Below are 16,642 nucleotides of genomic sequence, written 5' to 3'. Positions count from 1 at the left end.
GCCGCGGTCTCGTAGGCGATGGGTGACATCATCGCAGCGGAGCTGTGCCGGCGGGTGGTGTTGTAGAAGTTGAAGCACCAGTCCATGACCGCGGTCGCGGCGGCGGTCGTGGTCTCGAACTCGTTGCGGGAGAGGACTTCCCACTCCAGGGTGGAGAAGAACGCCTGCGCGGCGCTGTTGTCGAAGCACGAGCCGACCCTGCCCATGGACTGGCGGATCCCGAGGATCGTGCAGGCCTTGGTGAACAGTTCCGCGGTGTAGGTCGAGCCCCTGTCCGTGTGGAAGATGACCTTCTCGGACTCCTCCTCCCGCCAGATCGCGGCCTTGCCGCCACGGACCGTGACGGCCATCGTGATCGCGGCCTTGGCGAGCTCGGCGTTGGGGTGGCGGGAGGTCGCCGCGCCGATCAGGCGACGGCTGAACAGGTCGATCACGGTGGCCAGGTACAGCTTGCCGCCGGCGGTGGGGATCTCGGTGATGTCACCGACCCACCGCTGGTTCGGCGCGGCCGCGGTGAAGTCCCGGTTGACCAGGTCAGGGAACGGCGCCTTGGTCTTGTCCTGGCGGGTCAACCCGTTGCGGCGCTTGATCTTCCGGGCGATCAGACCCTGCCGGCGCATCGAGGCCGCGACCGTCTTCTCCGAGACGACCCAGCCGTCCTCGCGCAGGTCCGTCACCAGGCGTGGCGAGCCGTGCAGGCCACGCTGCCTGACGAACATGACCTTCACGGCCCGGTCGATGACATCCCGGCGCAGGTCGCGGGTGGTGAACAGGCCATGGTCGGCGCCGGGACGCTGCGCCCGCTNTCCACTTGTAGAACCACGACAGCGAGATCCCCAGCAGGGCACACGTGAACGCGACGGGCACGGCGTAGCTGGTCCTCTGGTCGGCGATGAAGCGTGCCACGCTCACCTCGTCGCCTCCTTCACCCACAGGACCACGGATCGCTTGAGCACATCACGCTCCATCCGCAGCTCAGCGACCTCAGCCCGCAGCGCCTTCAGCTCAACGAAGTCGGCCTCGGACAGCTCACCGCGGCCCTCACGCTCGGCGCGGGCGCGTTGGACCCAGTTGCCCAACGTGCCCTCGTTGATCCCGAGGTCACGGGCGACCTGAGCGATCGGCTTCTTCGTCTCCTCGACGATCCGCACAGCCCCTTCACGGAACTCCCGGTCGTACTTCGTTCTCTTCCTTGACATCGCAATCCTCATTGTCGATGCCTCCACACTTCGGGGGGAACCTCATGTACGGCAGCAGGGTCAGTTGCGAGCGTCTGGCCCGATGGTCCGGTTCGCCGTCGTGGGCGATCACCACCACGCCTCTGCATGGTGCCAGGATGGGTGCACCGAAGCCGACGAAGGTCTCTGGCGCCTCCGTTGCCACGGCCGCCCGCCAGTTCCACGGCGCCGAGCGCCCATGTTCATTAACGGGGATGAAGTCGATGGCGTACGTGGTGCCCATCAGGTGTGTTCCGTGGCTGGGCACCCGGCGGGCGGGGCTGTTTCGCGTCAGCCAGCGACCAGAGAATGGATAGGCGAGCACGACCGGTCCAGGCTCTCCCCGTGTGCCTGCGCTCATGCCCAAGTGTCGCACTGACGGCCACCGCAGCCTCCGGCCAGCAGCCGGCGGTAGGGGGGCAGCTGGCAAGTTGGGTCACGGTCAGTCTTTGAAGGCGTACCAGCAGATCGGGTTGCGGCGGGTCTGATCCTCCAGAACGAGAGCTCTGATTCGTTCTGGGAGGTGAGCGCGCTGCCAGTCACGTTCCAGCCGACCAGCGCCGGGGTTGTCCGGTTCGGCGGCCTGTGCCGCCTTGATGGCGTACGCGGCGGCACCCAGGTCGTGCTCAGCCACGTGCGCCACGCAGGCTGCCTGACCGGCTGAGTATGCAGCTAATCGGGAAGCTCCTCGCAGAGGTCGAGCGGCACCCATCGCGTGACCACCCGCCGCTCGTGCTTCCATCATCCTCATCTCGCCGTCGGCCCACGCGCGTGCCGCAGAAATGGCGTCGCGCGGACGGGTGTCCATCGGCTGCTCGGCCTCGAACAGAGGCAACACGTGCTCCGCACACTCGGCGGCCCACAGTGCCAGCAGATGGTGCTCGGCATCGGTGAGCAGCCCCCCACGACGAATCGTCACCATCCGCGGGTCGCGGTGTTCGGAAAGGATCACACAACCAGCGTGCCAGCCCTTATGCTCCACCCCCCATCGGCTTGATCGGTCGGCTCCCGGCGGTGTGACTCAACTACATCGTCGCTTCCGGACCTGTCGCCCATCCCTACTGGGCGTGACCTGGCTGGCGTTTCCAAGCCCGCCGCTGGGTTAGGTGTCGGTCTGTCCTAGTCCCGCGTCGCGCGCGAGCATCGCGGCGTGGGTGCGGTCGTTGGCGTGGAGCTTGGTGAGGATGTTGGAGACGTGGTTGCTGATTGTCTTGGGGGTGACGTTGAGCCGTTGTGCGATGACGACAGTGGGTGTCGCGCTGGCCAGTAGGTCGAGGATCTCGAGCTCGCGGCCGGTCAGGTCGGGGAAGGGGTTCGGGGCTGGCGCGGCTGTGGGTGCGGTCAGCTGGTGGAGTACCCGGACGGCTATGCCTGGACCGAAGATGGCTTCGCCGGCTGCGATCGCGCGGACGGCGCGGGCGATCTCTTCTTGCTCGGCGCCCTTGAGGAGGTAGCCGTGTGCGCCGGCGCGGACGGCGGCGAAGAGGGAGTCGTCATCGTCGTACATGGTGAGTACGCAGACCCGCACCGACGGTGCGGCTCGGGCCAGTTGGTGGATTGCGGTGAATCCGTCGGTCTCCGGCATGTTCAGGTCCATCAGGACCACGTCCGGTCGGTGCAGCACGGCCTCGCGCACCGCTTCGCGGCCGTCGACGGCCACGGCGACGACCTCGAACCCGCCCAGGGATGTGAGGACTCCGACGAGGCCGGAGCGGACGACCGGATGGTCGTCGGCCACGAGGACTCGGATCACACCAGAGCCATCGGCAGGCACACCCTCACCTCCCCACCACGGGCACTGGGACCAACCGCGCAGCTGCCGCCGAGCTGGGCGACCCGCTCGCGCATCCCGGCGATGCCGACGCCGGGGCGCCAGACCGATGTGCCGACGCCGTCGTCGAGGATCTCGCAGTGCAGGCCGGTGTCGTCGGCGTGGAGGCGTACCAGGACCGAGGATGCGCGGGAGTGTCTAATGACGTTGGTGAGGGCCTCGGTGGCGATCCGATAGGCGGCTTGTTCGACGGCGGGCGGCAGCGGAGGGAGCGGGTCTGCCTCGACAGCGGCGCGCAGTGCCGCACCATCGGAGCGCCGCTTGAGCTGGTCGGCCCGGATGCGTAGCGCCTCGACGAGGCCCAGCTCGTCCAGGGCAGGCGAGCCGAGGTTGTCGACGATCCGGCGCACCTCCTGGATCGCGGAGCGGGTGTCGGAGCGTACCGCTGAGAGCCGCGCCGTGAGCGCAGGGTTGGCTGCCGGGCCGGCGAGGTTGGCGGCGGTGTCGGCCGAGAGTGCCACCCCGGTCAAGAGCGGTCCGAGACCGTCGTGCAGCTCGCGTCGGAGCCGACGCCGCTCTTCCTCGCGGGCGACGACGAGCCGTTCGCGAGACACGCGCAGCTGCTCGAGCAACGTGGTCGCGTGCACCGCCGTCGACAGCGGTCCGGACAGTAGCACCAGCACGCGACGGTCGGCCGGGTCGAGACGGCTCTCGCCGCTGCGCAGGCCGACGACCAGCGTGCCTTCTGCCAGCGGCAGCTCGGCAGATGGCCCCGTCAGCTCGCCCCCGGCCGCGAGCTCTACACCGTCGCTGACGACGCCCACATAGGGCAGGCGCAGCGTCCTCCTGATCTCCTCCAGAGTCTCCGGCAGGCCAGCGCTCAGAGAGCGGCCGACACGCGTGGCCACCTCAAGCGGGTCGCCGCGCTCGCCGTAGAGCAGCCGGTCGACCGCCGTCTGGAGCCGCGATCGCAGCGGGAGCGCCAGGAGCGCCACGACCAACGCGGACACCACGCCCGAGAGCACCGCGACCAGAGCGACGTATGCGGCCAGCACCAGTCCTGAGAGCAGGGCATAGGTCAGCCCTCGTGCCACGACGAGCCGGATGTCGAGGAGCTGGTGGCGAAGCACCCCTGCGGCGATGGCCGCGGGAAGGAGCGGGATCGTGAAGAGCACGGCCAACGGCGTGCCCGCGACGAGGGACCACGGGATGACCGCGACGACGATCACCGCCATCGCGGCGACCAGCCACATGAGCTGACGGCGAACGACCTCGTCGCCGCGTCGATACCTCAGGCCAAGACACACCACCCCGATCACTACGGAGAGGGACCACCAGTATTCACTGGCGGTCCACAGCCACGACATCGAGGTATAGGTGCTCTCGCTCACGGTCAGGTAGGCCGACGGCAGGCCGGGCGGTCGCTCCGGCCATAGTCCGCTTCCGAGCACGAAGAGCGGGGTGAGCATGGCCAGGGCGACGGCCACCGGTCGCCATCGCCGAGAGGGCAGGCGCCCGTCGGGCAGGAGCAGGAGCGAGATGGGGATCATGGTGATGTTGATCGGCCATGCCCACTGGAACACGGTCACGGACAGTCGGATGCTCCACTCGGCGACGCCGCGCTCGGCGAGCACCTCCGCCAACGGGAGTGCCAGCGCGCTCAGAGTCTGCAGGGTGCCGCCCACGGCATACATCCAGCCGAGCGGAGAGCGTGGCCGGTGCCACGCGATCAGCGCTCCGCACAGCCCGAAGCTGACGCCGATGACGATGTTGCTGATCACGAACGACTCAAGGGCGACTGTGAAGGTCCAGCCGAGCGCTACGACGCAGACGACCGCCCCCACGGCGGCCAGGACCGTGACGCAACCGAGCGTTCCGGCGATGAACCTACTACGCACTGGACACCTCCTGCGGCCTGGGCCGAGACTACCGCCGGCTACCGGCCCCCGGCCCGGGAAGTCTTCCCGACCGACCCGGGGAAGTCCGGGGCAGGTCGGGAACTCTCCTCTCCTCTGCGGGAACCGAGCGACTGCATCGTTGTGGACGACAACCACCGCATGAAGGGACCGCTGCCATGAATCACTCCGCTCTGACCACTCGCAACCTCGGGTTGGCGATCTTCGCGCTTCTCTCGTTCGGGGACATCGCCACCCTCGCCCTCACCGACGGAGAGTCGCCCCCGTATGCCGTAGCCGCCCTGGCGGCTCTGCTCGGTGCCGCCTCGCTCGCGCTGGTGGTCCAGGGCTACCGCGACCCCGCCAGATCCTTGCGTCTCCTGATCGGGCTGCGCGTGTTGGCGGCGGTCACCGCACTGCCGGCCTTCTTCGTTGACGCTCCGGGCGGCGCCCAGGCGGCTGCCGGCGCCATCGTCGTCCTCACCGCAGCGGCCGTGCTCCTCACGGCCCGCGCCAGCCAGCCGGCGGTGGCATGATGACCGCGACGCTCGCGCCACCCCGCACCGAACGCATACCCCTGACCACCTGGGGCGTGGCCCTACTGATGCCGGTCGGCCCGGCCGCGATCGCGGTGCTCCGGCTCGTCCTGCCGTACTTCAAGGCCAGCGACACCCCCGGGATGGTCGACGCCGTCCAGGCCCAGCCCGGACAGCAGAGCGCTGTGTTGTGGCTTGCCTACATCGGCGTCCTCACCCTCGTCCCAGGTCTGATCGCAGCCGCCGGGATCGCCAGGGCCGGGGCGCCCAGACTGACCACGTGGGCAGTCGCACTGGCCGTGCCCGGCTACCTCTCCCTCGGGATGTTCGTCGGCGCGGACCACCTGCTCTGGGGAGCCACCACCGCCGGGCTTACCGCCGACCAGGCCGTCGCAGTAGTCGAGGCGGGACACCCCGTCATCGACGTCGCACTCGGCGTCTTCGTCCTCGGACACGTGATCGGCACCGTCCTGCTCGGCCTCGCGCTGCTGCGCTCAGGACGCATCCCCGCCTGGGCCGCGTGGGCCATCGCCGTCTCCCAGCCACTGCACTTCGTCGCCCTCGTTGTCTTCGGCAGCCCACAGCTAGACTTCTTCGCCTGGAGCCTGACCGCTGTCGGTATGGCCGTCGTCGCCCGCGAGGTGCTCAAGGACGGATGATCGGTGGCACCGGCACGGCCGCAGCGTCAGGGGCGCTGCGCCCTCGCGATGGGAGGGTCAGGTCACGACGAGTGCCCCGAGCGCGTGCTGAAACACCGCGCGCGTCACCCGGCGCTATGACGCACCCGGTATGCCATACCCCGCTCGAGCCTGCCGTCCGACGCACTGATCTCCCCGGGGTTCATGCATCCTTGGTGGCGGTGCACAGAAAGACGCCGAAGTCCCGGTCGTCCTTGAGGATGGTCGTGGCGTCAACGAAGCTGACGTTGGCGAAGCCGGCGCGGGTCAGCTGCTCGGTGAGGCGTTCCCTGTCGAATCCGTGGTGTCCGTCGAAGTCGACCTTGTCGGCGTGGAAGGCGCCGTCGGGATCCTCGTCAAGGTCCGCGATGGCCAGCCGGCCACCGTCGACGAGAAGCTCGGCGACAGACCGCAGCAGCTCATCCAGGTCCTGCACGTGGTGCAAAGCCATGGAGCTCCACGCCACGTCGTAGGACCCACTGAGCCGGTCTGTTGCTAGGTCGGCTTGGACAGCGCGCAGCCGGTCGCCGAGTCCGGCCTCCTCGATCCGCTGCCGTGCGACCTGCACCATTCCGGCGGACGGGTCGGTCACGACCGCCGAGCCGATCCGGTGGGCAAGCAGGATGGTCAACCGACCCGTGCCGCCGCCGATGTCCAGCGCGCTCATCCGGGGGTTGAGGTCCAGTGCCTCCACGATGGCCCGGGCCACCGCCACCTGCCGCTCCTCGTGGCTGGGATCGTCGTCCCAGGTCGCGGCCTCGGTGTCAAATCCCTTGTGCTCGTGCATGCGCTCGACCTTAGCCTCGAGATCTCCGGGCCCGGGCCTGGGGCCCCAACCGATGAGGTCGCTTTCACCCTAAGGGCACCTCACAGGCGCCTGTCGACGATCCCGGGGTAGACGGCCTGGCAAGCGTGCAGGAGTGGCTCGAGCCTGAGTGCTCCTGACCTGGAACCCGATACCTTCAGCTTGCGGAAGAGCACCGCCTTGCCCAACGGCAGCGTGCCCAGCAGCAGGTTGTGCATCGAGTCGGCGCTCAGTTCGGCGGTGAGCGTCGCATCGACACCGATGGGTTCGAAGGTCGTGGCGACAGGCCGGGTCCTGCCGTCGACCCAAATGTCGACGGAGGGATCGTGCAAGCGGAAGTTGATCACCATCTGCTGTGCGACGAGTCCGTCCATCCCATCGGCGTCGGCGACGTCGTCGAACATCTCGGAGAAGACCGCTCGGAGCTGCTCGGCGTCGGCGTAGGTGCGTCCCACATCCGGAACCCTATGGCCTGACTGTTCACGCAGGGGGTGCGGAGGCGACTCCGAGCGACCCCCGATCGGTTTGGTTCGACCGATCCCCACCCCGCCAGCCCCGACGTACCTGGTCAACCCGTATCGCGACGTAGTGCCACTGGTATCGGGACGGCCTCCGAGTGGCGCCCAGCAGCCGGCGAAGTGGGTCAGGTCGATGGTCTCGCAGTCGAGCGAGTGTGGCTACGGGAAGGCGACCCTTGTGGGCCGGTCGTGAGTAGCCTCGTTTCCGTGTCCAGCAAGTCGGAGCGGCAAGCTGCGCGTGCGGTGGTCGCGGACTATCACGCCGCGCAGCTGGGCGCGCTTGTTGCTCGCGTCGGGGAGGCTGTCGATCGCTACCGTGTCGGTGAAATGGATGCCTTCGAGATCGATCGTGTCCTCTTCCAGTACTCGCGAGCGGCGAAGGAGCTGTGGAAGTTCTGCAACCACCTTCACGTGGAGGTCGCAGCGGCGATGATCAAGGACCAGCCACTCCAGGACTGGTGGGAACTCGGAGCTCCGAGAGAGCGGTTGTGACGGGGCTCCACCGCCCGAGGTACGGATCTTGGCAGGGCAATGGTCATGCAACAGCCGGCGGAGTGCAGCGCCTTTCGCCAGCTCTACGCCGGGTCTGTTTCGCCCGAGCGGACCGCCGGGGTCAAGCACTAGCCTCGGGTCATGGTGGATAGGGCCACGCCGAACCTGCCGTCGCGAGATTTCGAGACGACGGCGGCGTTCTTCGCCGCGGTGGGCTTCACCACGGCCTACCGCGACCCGGGGTGGATGATCCTCGCCCGAGGCGATGTCGCCCTTGAGTTCTTCCCCCACGCCGAGCTCGATCCCAAGTCGAGCGCGTTCTCCTGCTGCCTTCGCCTCGACGACGTGGACGGGTTCTTCGAGACCTGTCTGGCGGCGGGCATACCCGAATCGACGACGGGCTGGCCACGCGTACACCGGCCCGTGCTCGAGGACTCCGGCCTACGCATCGGCGCACTCGTTGACCCCGACTGCACCCTCCTGAGACTGATCCAGAACCCCTAGGCGACCCACCACCCGCTATGTGGTCGGCCCGTAGCGAAGAACCCAGCGAGTTCGAATCCTTCTTAAGCAGCGGTCGGCTTCCGGCGCAGTGCCCTATGTCCGGAGTCGCTCGGTGGGCTGGCCGGTGATGGTGGCGATGAGCTCGAAGTCTTTGTCCATGTGTAGGACGGTCAGCCCGGCCAGTTCGGCTGTTGTGGCGATGATGATGTCGGGGATGGAGGGCGCGCGGTGTTGACCCTGTCCGGCTAGCAGCAGCTGCACTTGTACGGCGCGGTCCTCGATGCTCGGGGTGAGGTACTCCACCGGCATCGCCGAGACGGGTGGGCTGGTAAACATCGAGCGAGCGTCGTGGCCGCTGCGGGCGGAGTAGCCAACTTCGAGACGCGTCACGGTCGTGATCCGGACCAGGCCTCGCTCGATGCGCTCTGCCCACAGCTCGGTGTCGGGGCTGTCCGCCAGGCGCACCAGGGCCGATTTGTCGATCAGCCATTCGGTTACTGCCACGCCGCGCTCATCACCTGCGGATCGGCCAGGTCCGTGACTTTGTCGGCGAAGGAACGCAGATCAGCGGCGGAGACCGAGGCTCCCGAGGTCGCCGCGTCCGCGGCCAGTCGTCGCCGGATGTACTCCACCCGCGACAGCCCCAACCGGGACGCGTGGGCATCCACCGCCGCGAGCACCGATTCCGGGATATCGCGGATTAGCACATCGGCCATCGAAACCACCTCCGATATCAAACGATACCATCTGGGATCAGGCCGTGTGCTTGACGAGCGATACCCGGCGGAAGGGGGCTGCCTATTGGGCGCGGGCGGTGGGAGACTGCGGAGATGCGGGTGCTCTGCTCGACGACCGCCGGCGAGGGCCATTTCGGGCCGCTCCGGGTGCTCGCGCAAGCTTGCCGGGCTGCCGGGCACGAGGTGCGGGTCGCCGCCCCCGCCTCGTTTGCCGGTGCGGTGCAGCGGGCCGGCCTGGAGCATGTTCCCTTTGCTGAACCGTCCCCCGAGGCTATGCACGCTGTCTTTGCCTCGCTGGCGCGGATGAGCACAGAGGAGGCGAACGGCACCGTGATGGCCGAGGTGTTCGGGCGGCTGGACGCTCAGGCAGCGTTCCCCGACGTCAAGAGAATGGTGAGGGCGTGGCGTCCGGATGTCGTACTGCGAGATCCGGCCGAGCTCGCCTCGCTGGCTGCCGCAGAAGCGGCTGGGATCGCCCACATCGAGGTGGCCATTGCGGTGGCGGCCCTGATGGAGTGGGGATTGGTGCACCTGACTGACCCTCTGGCGGAGCTGGACGAGGTGGCGGGGCTCACCCACGGGACTCTGTTGCAGGCGGCCGCAGCGTCGCCGGTGTTCACGCTGGTTCCCGAAGCCATGGATCGAGCCGCTGGCCACTCGACCGGCGCCGCGTCGGCGGTGCGTGACGTGGTTCGCTTCCGGGCCCGGCGTGAGACAGGGCCGGGCCGCCTCCCGGGTTCGTGGGGTAACCCGGAGGCCCCACTGGTGTACGTCACCTTCGGAACCGTCGCGGGGGGTCTGGACCACTTGCGGGAGGTGTTCACTTCGACATTGCACGCACTGTCCGCCCTACCCGTGCGCGTGCTGTTGACTACAGGCGCCAGCGGAGAAGTCGCCCTCGCCGACGTTCCCGGCAATGCCCGTGTCGAGCAGTTCTGGCCCCAGGACGATCTCATGCCGCTCGCCGCTGCCGTTGTCAGCCACGGCGGGTTCGGCACGACTATGTCCGCGCTCTCGGCCGGTCTACCCCAAGTCGTTATACCCCTGTTCAGCACCGACCAGTACCTGAACGCCGAGGCGGTCTCGGCCATGGGTGCCGGAGTCACCATCCACGGCGGGCCCGAGGCGACACCGGCCATGGCAGCGGCTGTCTCGCGAGTGCTCGCGGAGTCATCATTCAGCATCCGCTCCCGCGAGATCGCCGAGCAGATCGCGGCACTACCAGAGGCGGCCGATGTCGTCGACCAAATCGGCCGCATCACCGACACCGCCGCCCCCAACTGACCCGGTCCGTCGCAGTCCCACGCGGCCGGCACCCAGCCCGGCACCCGGCGAAGTGACTCACGTATCGCGCAGGAGCGCAGGCCGATCCATGCCCGCGCTGCAGACGTGGGGCCTGTGCTCAGGATCTTTCGTGGCGTCCGAAACGGCGGATGACGTCGCGGCGGCTGCGTAGCTGGAGTTTCGTCAAGATGTTGCTCACGTGATTTCGGGCGGTTATTGGTGAAATGACGAGTCGGTCTGCGATCTGTTGGTTCGTCAGGCCGCGGGCGAGGAGTCCGAGCACCTCATGCTCGCGCTCGGTCAGTCCGTAGTCGATGCCCAAGTCCGCGGACCCCGGCGGGCCGGGGTCGGTGAGAACCTCGAGGGTGCGGGCCGCGACGGGCGCGCCGATCAGGACGTGACCTGCGGCGACCGAGCGGATCGCCGAGACGATCTCCTGACCGGGTGCACCTTTGACGAGGTATCCGCGTGCACCGGCCCGCAGCGCAGCGAAGAGGGCTGTGTCGTGTTCGGACATGGTCAGTACCAGGACGGCGACGCTCGGGTGGTCGTGGAGGATCCTCGTGATCGCTTCGAGGCCGCCGATCCCCGGCATCGCGAGATCCATGAGAACGACGTCCGGAGCGGTGTCGGCGACGGCGGCGATCGCGGCGGCTCCGTCTGCGGCCTCGGCGACCACTTTGATGTCGTCGGCTCGGTGGAGCGTGAAGCGCACGCCCTCTCGGAACATGGGGTGGTCGTCGACGAGAACGACCCGGATTGGGCTCATCGGATCCCTCCCTGCGCGGGGAGGGGAAGCCAGGCGCGGACGGTGGTCCCTCCGCCGTCGGTGTCCTCGATCGAGAGCGACCCGCCGAGCTCGTGTGCCCGCTCCCGCATGGACAGCGTCCCCACTCCGGTTGGGCCGCTGCGCCCGGCACCATGGTCACGCACCTCGAGCTGCACGCCGTCGCGGTGTCGGGCGATCGTTAGCTGCGCCGACGTGCATCCGGAGTGGCGGGCGACGTTGGTTAACGCTTCGCGCCCGATCCGGTATGCGGCGGCCTCGGGTCCAGGCGGGAGCACGCCGAGGTTCTCGCTGACCACCACGCAGTCGAGGCCCAGGCTCTCGGCGACCTCTTCGAGGGCACCGACCAGCCCGAGCTCGTCCAGTGCCGGCGGGCGCAGCTGCCGGCTCATCTGTCTCACCTCGTCCAGGGCCTGATGGGTCGCCTGCGCCAGGCGGTCCAGTCTGCTCCGCGCCAGGTCGGGATCCTCTTGGACGATCTGGTCCAGGTCGCGCAGCTGCATCGCGACTCCTGCAAGCGTCGGCCCGAGGCCGTCGTGGAGCTGACGTCGCAGCAGCACCCGCTCCTCCTCCCGGGCGGTGACGAGCTGGTGCCGGCTGGAGGCCAGCTCTTCGGTCAGGCGCCGCACCCGGGCGCTCTCGCGCGAGTCGCCGTAGAGGGCCCAGTCGACCGCGTCCTGGAGGCGGGCCCGGGCCGGGGCTAGGGCGAGGGTGACCGCGGCGGCGATGAGGCCGACCGCGACCGGTGAGAGCTGCGACCCAGCAGTGGACGCGAGGGAGACGACTAGGGCATACCCGAGCGCGAGCACCGTGGCGAGCACGAGGAAGACGGTCAGCCGGCCCACGACCCGGTCCACCCAGCCCAGGCGGAAGCGGAGCACGCTCGCCGTCACGGTCAGAGCCAGCAGCCCGCCTGCGACGATGTCGAGCAGATCGCCGCCGGCCGGCCAGAGCCAGCGTCCTACGACGATGAGGAGCGTGAAGGTCACGACGGCGAGTAGGACGCTCACCACCCGCCGGCGGGTATCTCCGTGGGCGCCGCGCAGCTTCCCGTATACCGCGACCGGCACGAGCAGGAACGGCACCTGGATCGCGACCTCGGCCCAGCTCTGTAAGGGCTCGCCCCAACCGCCGGGGAGGAGTCCGACCGGGTTCGCGAGCTCACCCGTCCAGGCCGGCAGCGAGGAGTCCGAGGCCGCCGCCGGACCCTGCAGGGATGCCCAGGCGGCCACGGCCAGAACCTGGAGCCCGACCGCAGCCGTAGCCCAGGGTCGCCAGCGCCGCGATGGCAGCCGTCCGTCCGGCAGCAAGAGCAGCACCACCAGCGTCAGCGGCACGATCAGTGCCGAGGCCCGGTCGGCATACCAGATCCACCAGGGTGCACCCGAGGTGACGCCGGCCTGCAGGCTCGCACCTGCCAGGGCGGAGAGGGCGAACAGTGCCGCCACCGCGATCATCGACCAGCCGAGCAGCCGCGGGCCGACGGTTGCGATGAGCGCCCCGGGGATGGCCCACAGCAGCGGCATCACCAGAAGCTTCAGACCGACCCCGTCCAGCCCCGCCGCCCCGCCGGACCCGGTCCCGGCAACCCACGCGGCGCCGAGGGAGAGGGCGATGGTAGCCGCCGCCGCCGACCATGGCCCCACCCTCGCCGGAGTGCTCCCGCTCACGGGATCAGTATGTTCCGACCTCCGCCGTCCCGCTCCACTCCTGCCACGACATCCGCGCCACGTGCACTCCGAGCCAACCGAAGCAGATCAGCAGCAGCAGGTGTGCCTCCAGCGGCCCGGCCGGCGGCAGGAGGAAGTCCCAGAGCAGGAACGCGACCAGCAGGACCAGCGGGATGCGCGGCAGACTCCTGCCACGCCAGCCCGCCGCCGCCAACAGGATCAGGCCCAGGAACGAGCCGAGCAGATGCGGCACCAACGCTCCGAACACCGAACCGGGGTCCTCCATAAAGGCGTCATTGAGCCGGACCGCGGCATCCACCCCGAGCGCGGACGGTGCGATCGTCCCGGCGGTGTAGCCCAGCGCGAGGATGTTGTGAAAACCCCAGAAGCCCCACAAGGTGAGCACGATCCCGGCGGCGGTCAGCCGCGGCGCCCGGTGCCGCGTCACCTGGGCCAGACCGAGGACGGCGACCGGCAGGAACACCATGCTCGCCAAGAGCGCGAACTGCTCCACGCCGTGGAAGACGGGGTGCTCGACGCCCCAGCGGATCTGGTCGCTGAAGTCGCCGCTGCCGTCATCGATGACGAGATGGCCGACGAACTGGGTACCTCCGTTGAGGAGGCCGGCCGCGATCAGGCTCGCTGCGACGGCCAGTTGGGCGGCGCGGGAAAGCGGCGGCCGGGTGTCCAGGGCTTGGATCTCGTTCAGCTCCGCGGGGGCGGCAAGGTGCTGTGCGGTCATGCGGGTGTCCTCCTATCGGCCGGGCCGTCTGCCCGGGCTGACTCATCGTCGCCCGATCAGATAGGCCGACGCATGGGTCACCTGCACCATCTCTACGCACCAAAACCGGCACACAAAGCGCTCATCCGTCCCGGGTGCTGAACGCTGCTTTGCCCCGCGACTTCCGGCGAAGTGCAGCACTGTGGTTGGCGTCGCGCAGCATGTGGGGCGATGACGTTCTCGCGTTGGCATAGGTCTCGGCTAGCCACTGACGGACCTCGTCATCGACTTCGGCGACCTTGCGCAGCTCGGGGTGGTGCATCCACACATCGCCGCTCGGATGGGCGGCTTCCTTGAATCGCTCGGACCTGATCTCGTGCCCTCCGTCGCCCAGATTAGGTGCCGCCCAGTCCTGACTGTCGTGCTCTGACGATGGCGGCCGACCTGTCGGAGACCTGGAGCTTGGTGAAGATGTTCGAGACGTGGTTGCGTACGGTCTTGAGGTTGATCATCAGTTCGTGGGCGATGCTGGCGTTGCCCTTTCCGGCGGCGATGAGTTCGAGGACCTGCCGTTCGCGTTCGGTCAGAGCGGGGAACGCCGTGGTTGTCGAGCGGGCGCTGTGGGTGAAGTGGTCGATGACGCGCTGGGCGATTTGTGGGCCGAAGATCGCCTCGCCTGCAGCGGCTGCGCGGATCGCCCGCACGATCTCGTCTTGCTCGGCGCCTTTGAGGAGATAGCCGCGGGCGCCGGCTCGCATCGCGGCGAGGACCGAGTCGTCGTCCTCGAACATGGTCAGGACGACGATCGCTGGAGCGGGGTTGTTGCGGCTGAGCCGACGGGTTGCCTCGATGCCGTCCAGGTCGGGCATGCGAAGGTCCATGAGAATGACGTCGGGAGCGAGCTGGTTGGCGAGCTCGACGGCTTGAGCGCCGGTGGCTGCTTCACCCTCGATGCTGATGTCGTCGGTGTCGGCGAGCATGAATTGGAGTCCGCGCCGGAAGGCGGGGTGGTCGTCGGCGACGAGGAGGCGGATCATCGCTCGGCCTTGATGTCGGCTGGTTGGTGCGGTGTGTCGTGGAGCGGGAGGATGGCGTGCACGATGAGGCCTTCGTTGGGGGTGCGAGAGGAGATGGTGCACGTGCCGCCGAGCTCGGCGGCACGTTCCCGCATGGAGGTCCATCCGAGACCGCCGTGTATGGGCTGCTCGACGCCGTGCCCGTTGTCGGCGATGGTGAGCTCCAACGAGCCGTTGACGGCGATGGTGACTCGGCAGCGGGACGCCCCGGAGTGCCGGGCGACGTTGGTCATGGCCTCGGATGCGATCCGGTACGCTGCGACCTCGACCGCCGCGGGCAGGGCGGGCAGAGCTGTGGGTCCGGTCACCTCGATGGCAAGCTCGCCGGACAGGCCCATGGCGCGCTGGCGGATCGCGCCGAGGAGGCCGACCTCGTCGATCGCGGCCGGGCGCAGGTCGTCGACGAGCCGCCGAACCTCGGCGATGGCGTCTTTGGCCTCTGCGCGGGCCTCGTCCAGCAGCGCGCTGCGTTCGGTGCTGTCGGTGCGGGATCCGGCCGCGTTGAGCATCAGCACGATGGCCGCCAACGACGGGCCGATTCCGTCGTGCAGGTCGCGGCGAAGCCGGCGACGTTCCTCCTCGCGGCCGGCGACGATCCGGGACCTGGACACGCGAAGCTGGTCGCCCGCCTGGCTTGCCTTGACCAGGACCGCGGCGTATCTCGCTAGGTCATCGAGCAGCGACATGTCGGCTAACGAGAGTCGCCGACCGGGTGGCACTTCGAGCGCCAGGTCGCCCAGTTCCTGACCGCGGTGTCGCAGTGGGACCCGGACGACGTGCTCCTCGTGGATGGCGTTGCCGGTGTCGACCCACACCTTCTCCACGCGCAGCGCCTCCGCCACGGCGTCGGTGATGGACGCGGAGAGCGTCTCGGCGTGAGCGGCCTCGGCGCGGTCGGCCAGCAGCCGCAGTGCCCGGTGTGGATCGGATCGGTAGCCGTAGACGGCACGTTCGATTCGCCGACGCAGCCAGGAGTGGGCCGGGGAGACCGCGACCGCGACGACACCGACCGCCAGCAGGCCGCCAAGGGTGCTCGTGCCGCCGACCCTCTCGGCGGCGAAGAGCACCAGGGCGTACACCACGACCAGGCCCACCATCAGGGCTGCATAAGTCAGCGTTCGGCTCAACACAACCTGGATGTCGAAGAGCTGATGCCGCAGGACGGCGATGGCGATGACGCTCGGCAACGCGACGGCCACAACGGTCAACGCGGCATAAGTCAGCCAGTCGTGGTCACCGAGGAGGAAGTGGTTGGTCCAGCCCACCATCAGTCCGAGCGGAACAGCCACAGCACCCCAGACCAGCCACAGCAGCTGCGTCCGCACGACGCCGACAGCGCTCTTCAACCTGGCGCCCACTGCGATCGCGGAGCCGATGAACAGCAGCACCACCAGAGCGAGACCGACCACACCGAGAACGTCGGCGAGCGGCTGAGGAAGCGCGCCCAGGGGAGGATCCTGGCCGGGGTGCTCCTCTCGGAAGCTGTCCGCGTCACCGGCGGCCCCGACCACGAACAGCACCGCCCCGACCACACCGGCGCCCACCCACGACCGCCAGCCCGCGGAAAGAAGGTGGCCATCTGGCACCAGGTAGGCCAACAGCACCAGCCACAGGAAGAGGAGAATCCAGCCGCCTTGCGCCAGCTGATCGAGCGCTTGCGCGCTCGTGCCTGTGCCCGTGGTCCGAGAGGCACCCAGCAGCAACCCGACCGATACGCCATGTGCGAGCAGCAGCCACGCGATCCGACGCTGGGCACTGCGCAACGCCAGGAGAATCCCCAAGGCGAGCGGGACCCCAGCGCCCACCGCGACGGCTCCATAGACCATGTCGCCATTGTGGCGGCAGTGCCCGCAGCCGTCAGCCTTCCCGGGAACTGTTCCCGACCCGAGCGGGACGGCTGCATCATGCGGCTGGGTCTGGTCACGGTCGAAGGTTGTCCCGCCGGTGAGAGA

The 16,642-nt window shown here is 68.7% G+C and carries 19 protein-coding genes; 5 read left to right on the top strand and 14 right to left on the bottom strand.

All coding sequences use genetic code 11. The features are described from left to right. The 5 genes from GA707_RS15810 to GA707_RS15785 all read right to left on the bottom strand — a co-directional run. Positions 1-719: IS3 family transposase (locus GA707_RS15810; RefSeq protein ID WP_255425095.1), on the bottom strand; the 719-nt coding region annotated here is incomplete at its 3' end. A 189-nt stretch (positions 720-908) separates the two neighbouring features. Then, positions 909-1,199 carry a transposase gene (locus GA707_RS15805; RefSeq protein WP_152179398.1) on the bottom strand — a complete coding sequence of 97 codons (291 nt, stop codon included), beginning with the start codon at positions 1,197-1,199 and terminating at the stop codon, positions 909-911. Positions 1,200-1,659: 460 nt separating this feature from the next. Further along, positions 1,660-2,169, bottom strand: a complete 510-nt coding sequence (locus GA707_RS15795; protein ID WP_152179397.1) for a putative immunity protein — start codon at positions 2,167-2,169, stop codon at positions 1,660-1,662. 150 nt (positions 2,170-2,319) lie between these two features. Further along, positions 2,320-2,970 (bottom strand): response regulator transcription factor, encoded by a 651-nt coding sequence (locus GA707_RS15790; RefSeq protein ID WP_226963853.1) that lies wholly within the window; start codon positions 2,968-2,970, stop codon positions 2,320-2,322. After that, positions 2,967-4,886, bottom strand: a complete 1,920-nt coding sequence (locus GA707_RS15785) for a sensor histidine kinase (RefSeq protein WP_152179395.1) — start codon at positions 4,884-4,886, stop codon at positions 2,967-2,969. Before GA707_RS15785 ends, GA707_RS15790 begins: the two co-directional genes overlap by 4 nt. A 176-nt stretch (positions 4,887-5,062) precedes the next feature. On the opposite strand from GA707_RS15785, the gene GA707_RS15780 reads away from it, so the two are divergent. Further along, positions 5,063-5,419, top strand: a complete 357-nt coding sequence (locus GA707_RS15780; RefSeq protein ID WP_152179394.1) for a hypothetical protein — start codon at positions 5,063-5,065, stop codon at positions 5,417-5,419. Further along, a complete protein-coding gene (locus GA707_RS15775; RefSeq protein ID WP_226963852.1) occupies positions 5,416-6,078 on the top strand; it encodes a hypothetical protein in 663 nt (220 codons plus the stop codon). Before GA707_RS15780 ends, GA707_RS15775 begins: the two co-directional genes overlap by 4 nt. 181 nt (positions 6,079-6,259) lie before the next feature. On the opposite strand, the gene GA707_RS15770 is transcribed toward GA707_RS15775, so the two are convergent. Together GA707_RS15770 and GA707_RS15765 are read right to left on the bottom strand one after the other, a co-directional pair. After that, on the bottom strand, positions 6,260-6,883 hold the full coding sequence (locus GA707_RS15770) for a cyclopropane-fatty-acyl-phospholipid synthase family protein (RefSeq protein WP_152179392.1): 624 nt from the start codon (positions 6,881-6,883) through the stop codon (positions 6,260-6,262). Positions 6,884-6,963: 80 nt separating this feature from the next. Next, on the bottom strand, positions 6,964-7,356 hold the full coding sequence (locus GA707_RS15765; RefSeq protein WP_152179391.1) for an SCP2 sterol-binding domain-containing protein: 393 nt from the start codon (positions 7,354-7,356) through the stop codon (positions 6,964-6,966). 270 nt (positions 7,357-7,626) lie between these two features. Here GA707_RS15765 and GA707_RS15760 point away from each other — a divergent pair, with 270 nt between their 5' ends. Beyond that, positions 7,627-7,911 carry a hypothetical protein gene (locus tag GA707_RS15760; RefSeq protein WP_152179390.1) on the top strand — a complete coding sequence of 95 codons (285 nt, stop codon included), beginning with the start codon at positions 7,627-7,629 and terminating at the stop codon, positions 7,909-7,911. A 141-nt stretch (positions 7,912-8,052) separates the two neighbouring features. Beyond that, positions 8,053-8,415, top strand: coding sequence for a bleomycin resistance protein (locus GA707_RS15755; protein WP_152179389.1), 363 nt, complete (start codon positions 8,053-8,055; stop codon positions 8,413-8,415). 93 nt (positions 8,416-8,508) lie between these two features. Here the strand turns inward: GA707_RS15755 and GA707_RS15750 are convergent, their stop codons facing one another. Continuing rightward, the gene (locus GA707_RS15750; protein ID WP_152179388.1) at positions 8,509-8,919 is read right to left on the bottom strand and encodes a PIN domain nuclease; all 411 of its coding nucleotides are present in this window, start codon (positions 8,917-8,919) and stop codon (positions 8,509-8,511) included. Further along, positions 8,910-9,131, bottom strand: a complete 222-nt coding sequence (locus GA707_RS15745; protein WP_152179387.1) for an antitoxin — start codon at positions 9,129-9,131, stop codon at positions 8,910-8,912. Before GA707_RS15745 ends, GA707_RS15750 begins: the two co-directional genes overlap by 10 nt. Positions 9,132-9,245: 114 nt before the next feature. On the opposite strand from GA707_RS15745, the gene GA707_RS15740 reads away from it, so the two are divergent. Next, positions 9,246-10,436, top strand: coding sequence for a glycosyltransferase (locus GA707_RS15740; RefSeq protein WP_152179386.1), 1,191 nt, complete (start codon positions 9,246-9,248; stop codon positions 10,434-10,436). 118 nt (positions 10,437-10,554) lie between these two features. Here GA707_RS15740 and GA707_RS15735 read toward each other — a convergent pair whose 3' ends face one another. The 5 genes from GA707_RS15735 to GA707_RS15715 all read right to left on the bottom strand — a co-directional run bounded on the left by GA707_RS15735 (position 10,555) and on the right by GA707_RS15715 (position 16,516). Beyond that, positions 10,555-11,205 carry a response regulator transcription factor gene (locus GA707_RS15735; protein ID WP_152179385.1) on the bottom strand — a complete coding sequence of 217 codons (651 nt, stop codon included), beginning with the start codon at positions 11,203-11,205 and terminating at the stop codon, positions 10,555-10,557. Further along, positions 11,202-12,893 carry a sensor histidine kinase gene (locus tag GA707_RS15730; RefSeq protein ID WP_152179384.1) on the bottom strand — a complete coding sequence of 564 codons (1,692 nt, stop codon included), beginning with the start codon at positions 12,891-12,893 and terminating at the stop codon, positions 11,202-11,204. Before GA707_RS15730 ends, GA707_RS15735 begins: the two co-directional genes overlap by 4 nt. A 4-nt stretch (positions 12,894-12,897) precedes the next feature. After that, positions 12,898-13,635, bottom strand: a complete 738-nt coding sequence (locus tag GA707_RS15725; protein ID WP_152179383.1) for a hypothetical protein — start codon at positions 13,633-13,635, stop codon at positions 12,898-12,900. 374 nt (positions 13,636-14,009) lie between these two features. Continuing rightward, positions 14,010-14,651 (bottom strand): response regulator transcription factor, encoded by a 642-nt coding sequence (locus GA707_RS15720; protein WP_152179382.1) that lies wholly within the window; start codon positions 14,649-14,651, stop codon positions 14,010-14,012. Beyond that, positions 14,648-16,516, bottom strand: a complete 1,869-nt coding sequence (locus GA707_RS15715) for a histidine kinase (protein ID WP_152179381.1) — start codon at positions 16,514-16,516, stop codon at positions 14,648-14,650. The genes GA707_RS15720 and GA707_RS15715 overlap by 4 nt, the downstream gene beginning before the upstream one ends. Between the last annotated feature and the right edge of the window lie 126 nt (positions 16,517-16,642).

The sequence above is a fragment of the Nostocoides sp. F2B08 genome, from assembly GCF_009184895.1.
Lineage (GTDB): Bacteria > Actinomycetota > Actinomycetes > Actinomycetales > Dermatophilaceae > F2B08.
Note: the sequence above shows the minus strand (reverse complement) of the source record. Positions and strands in the feature narration are given on the sequence as shown.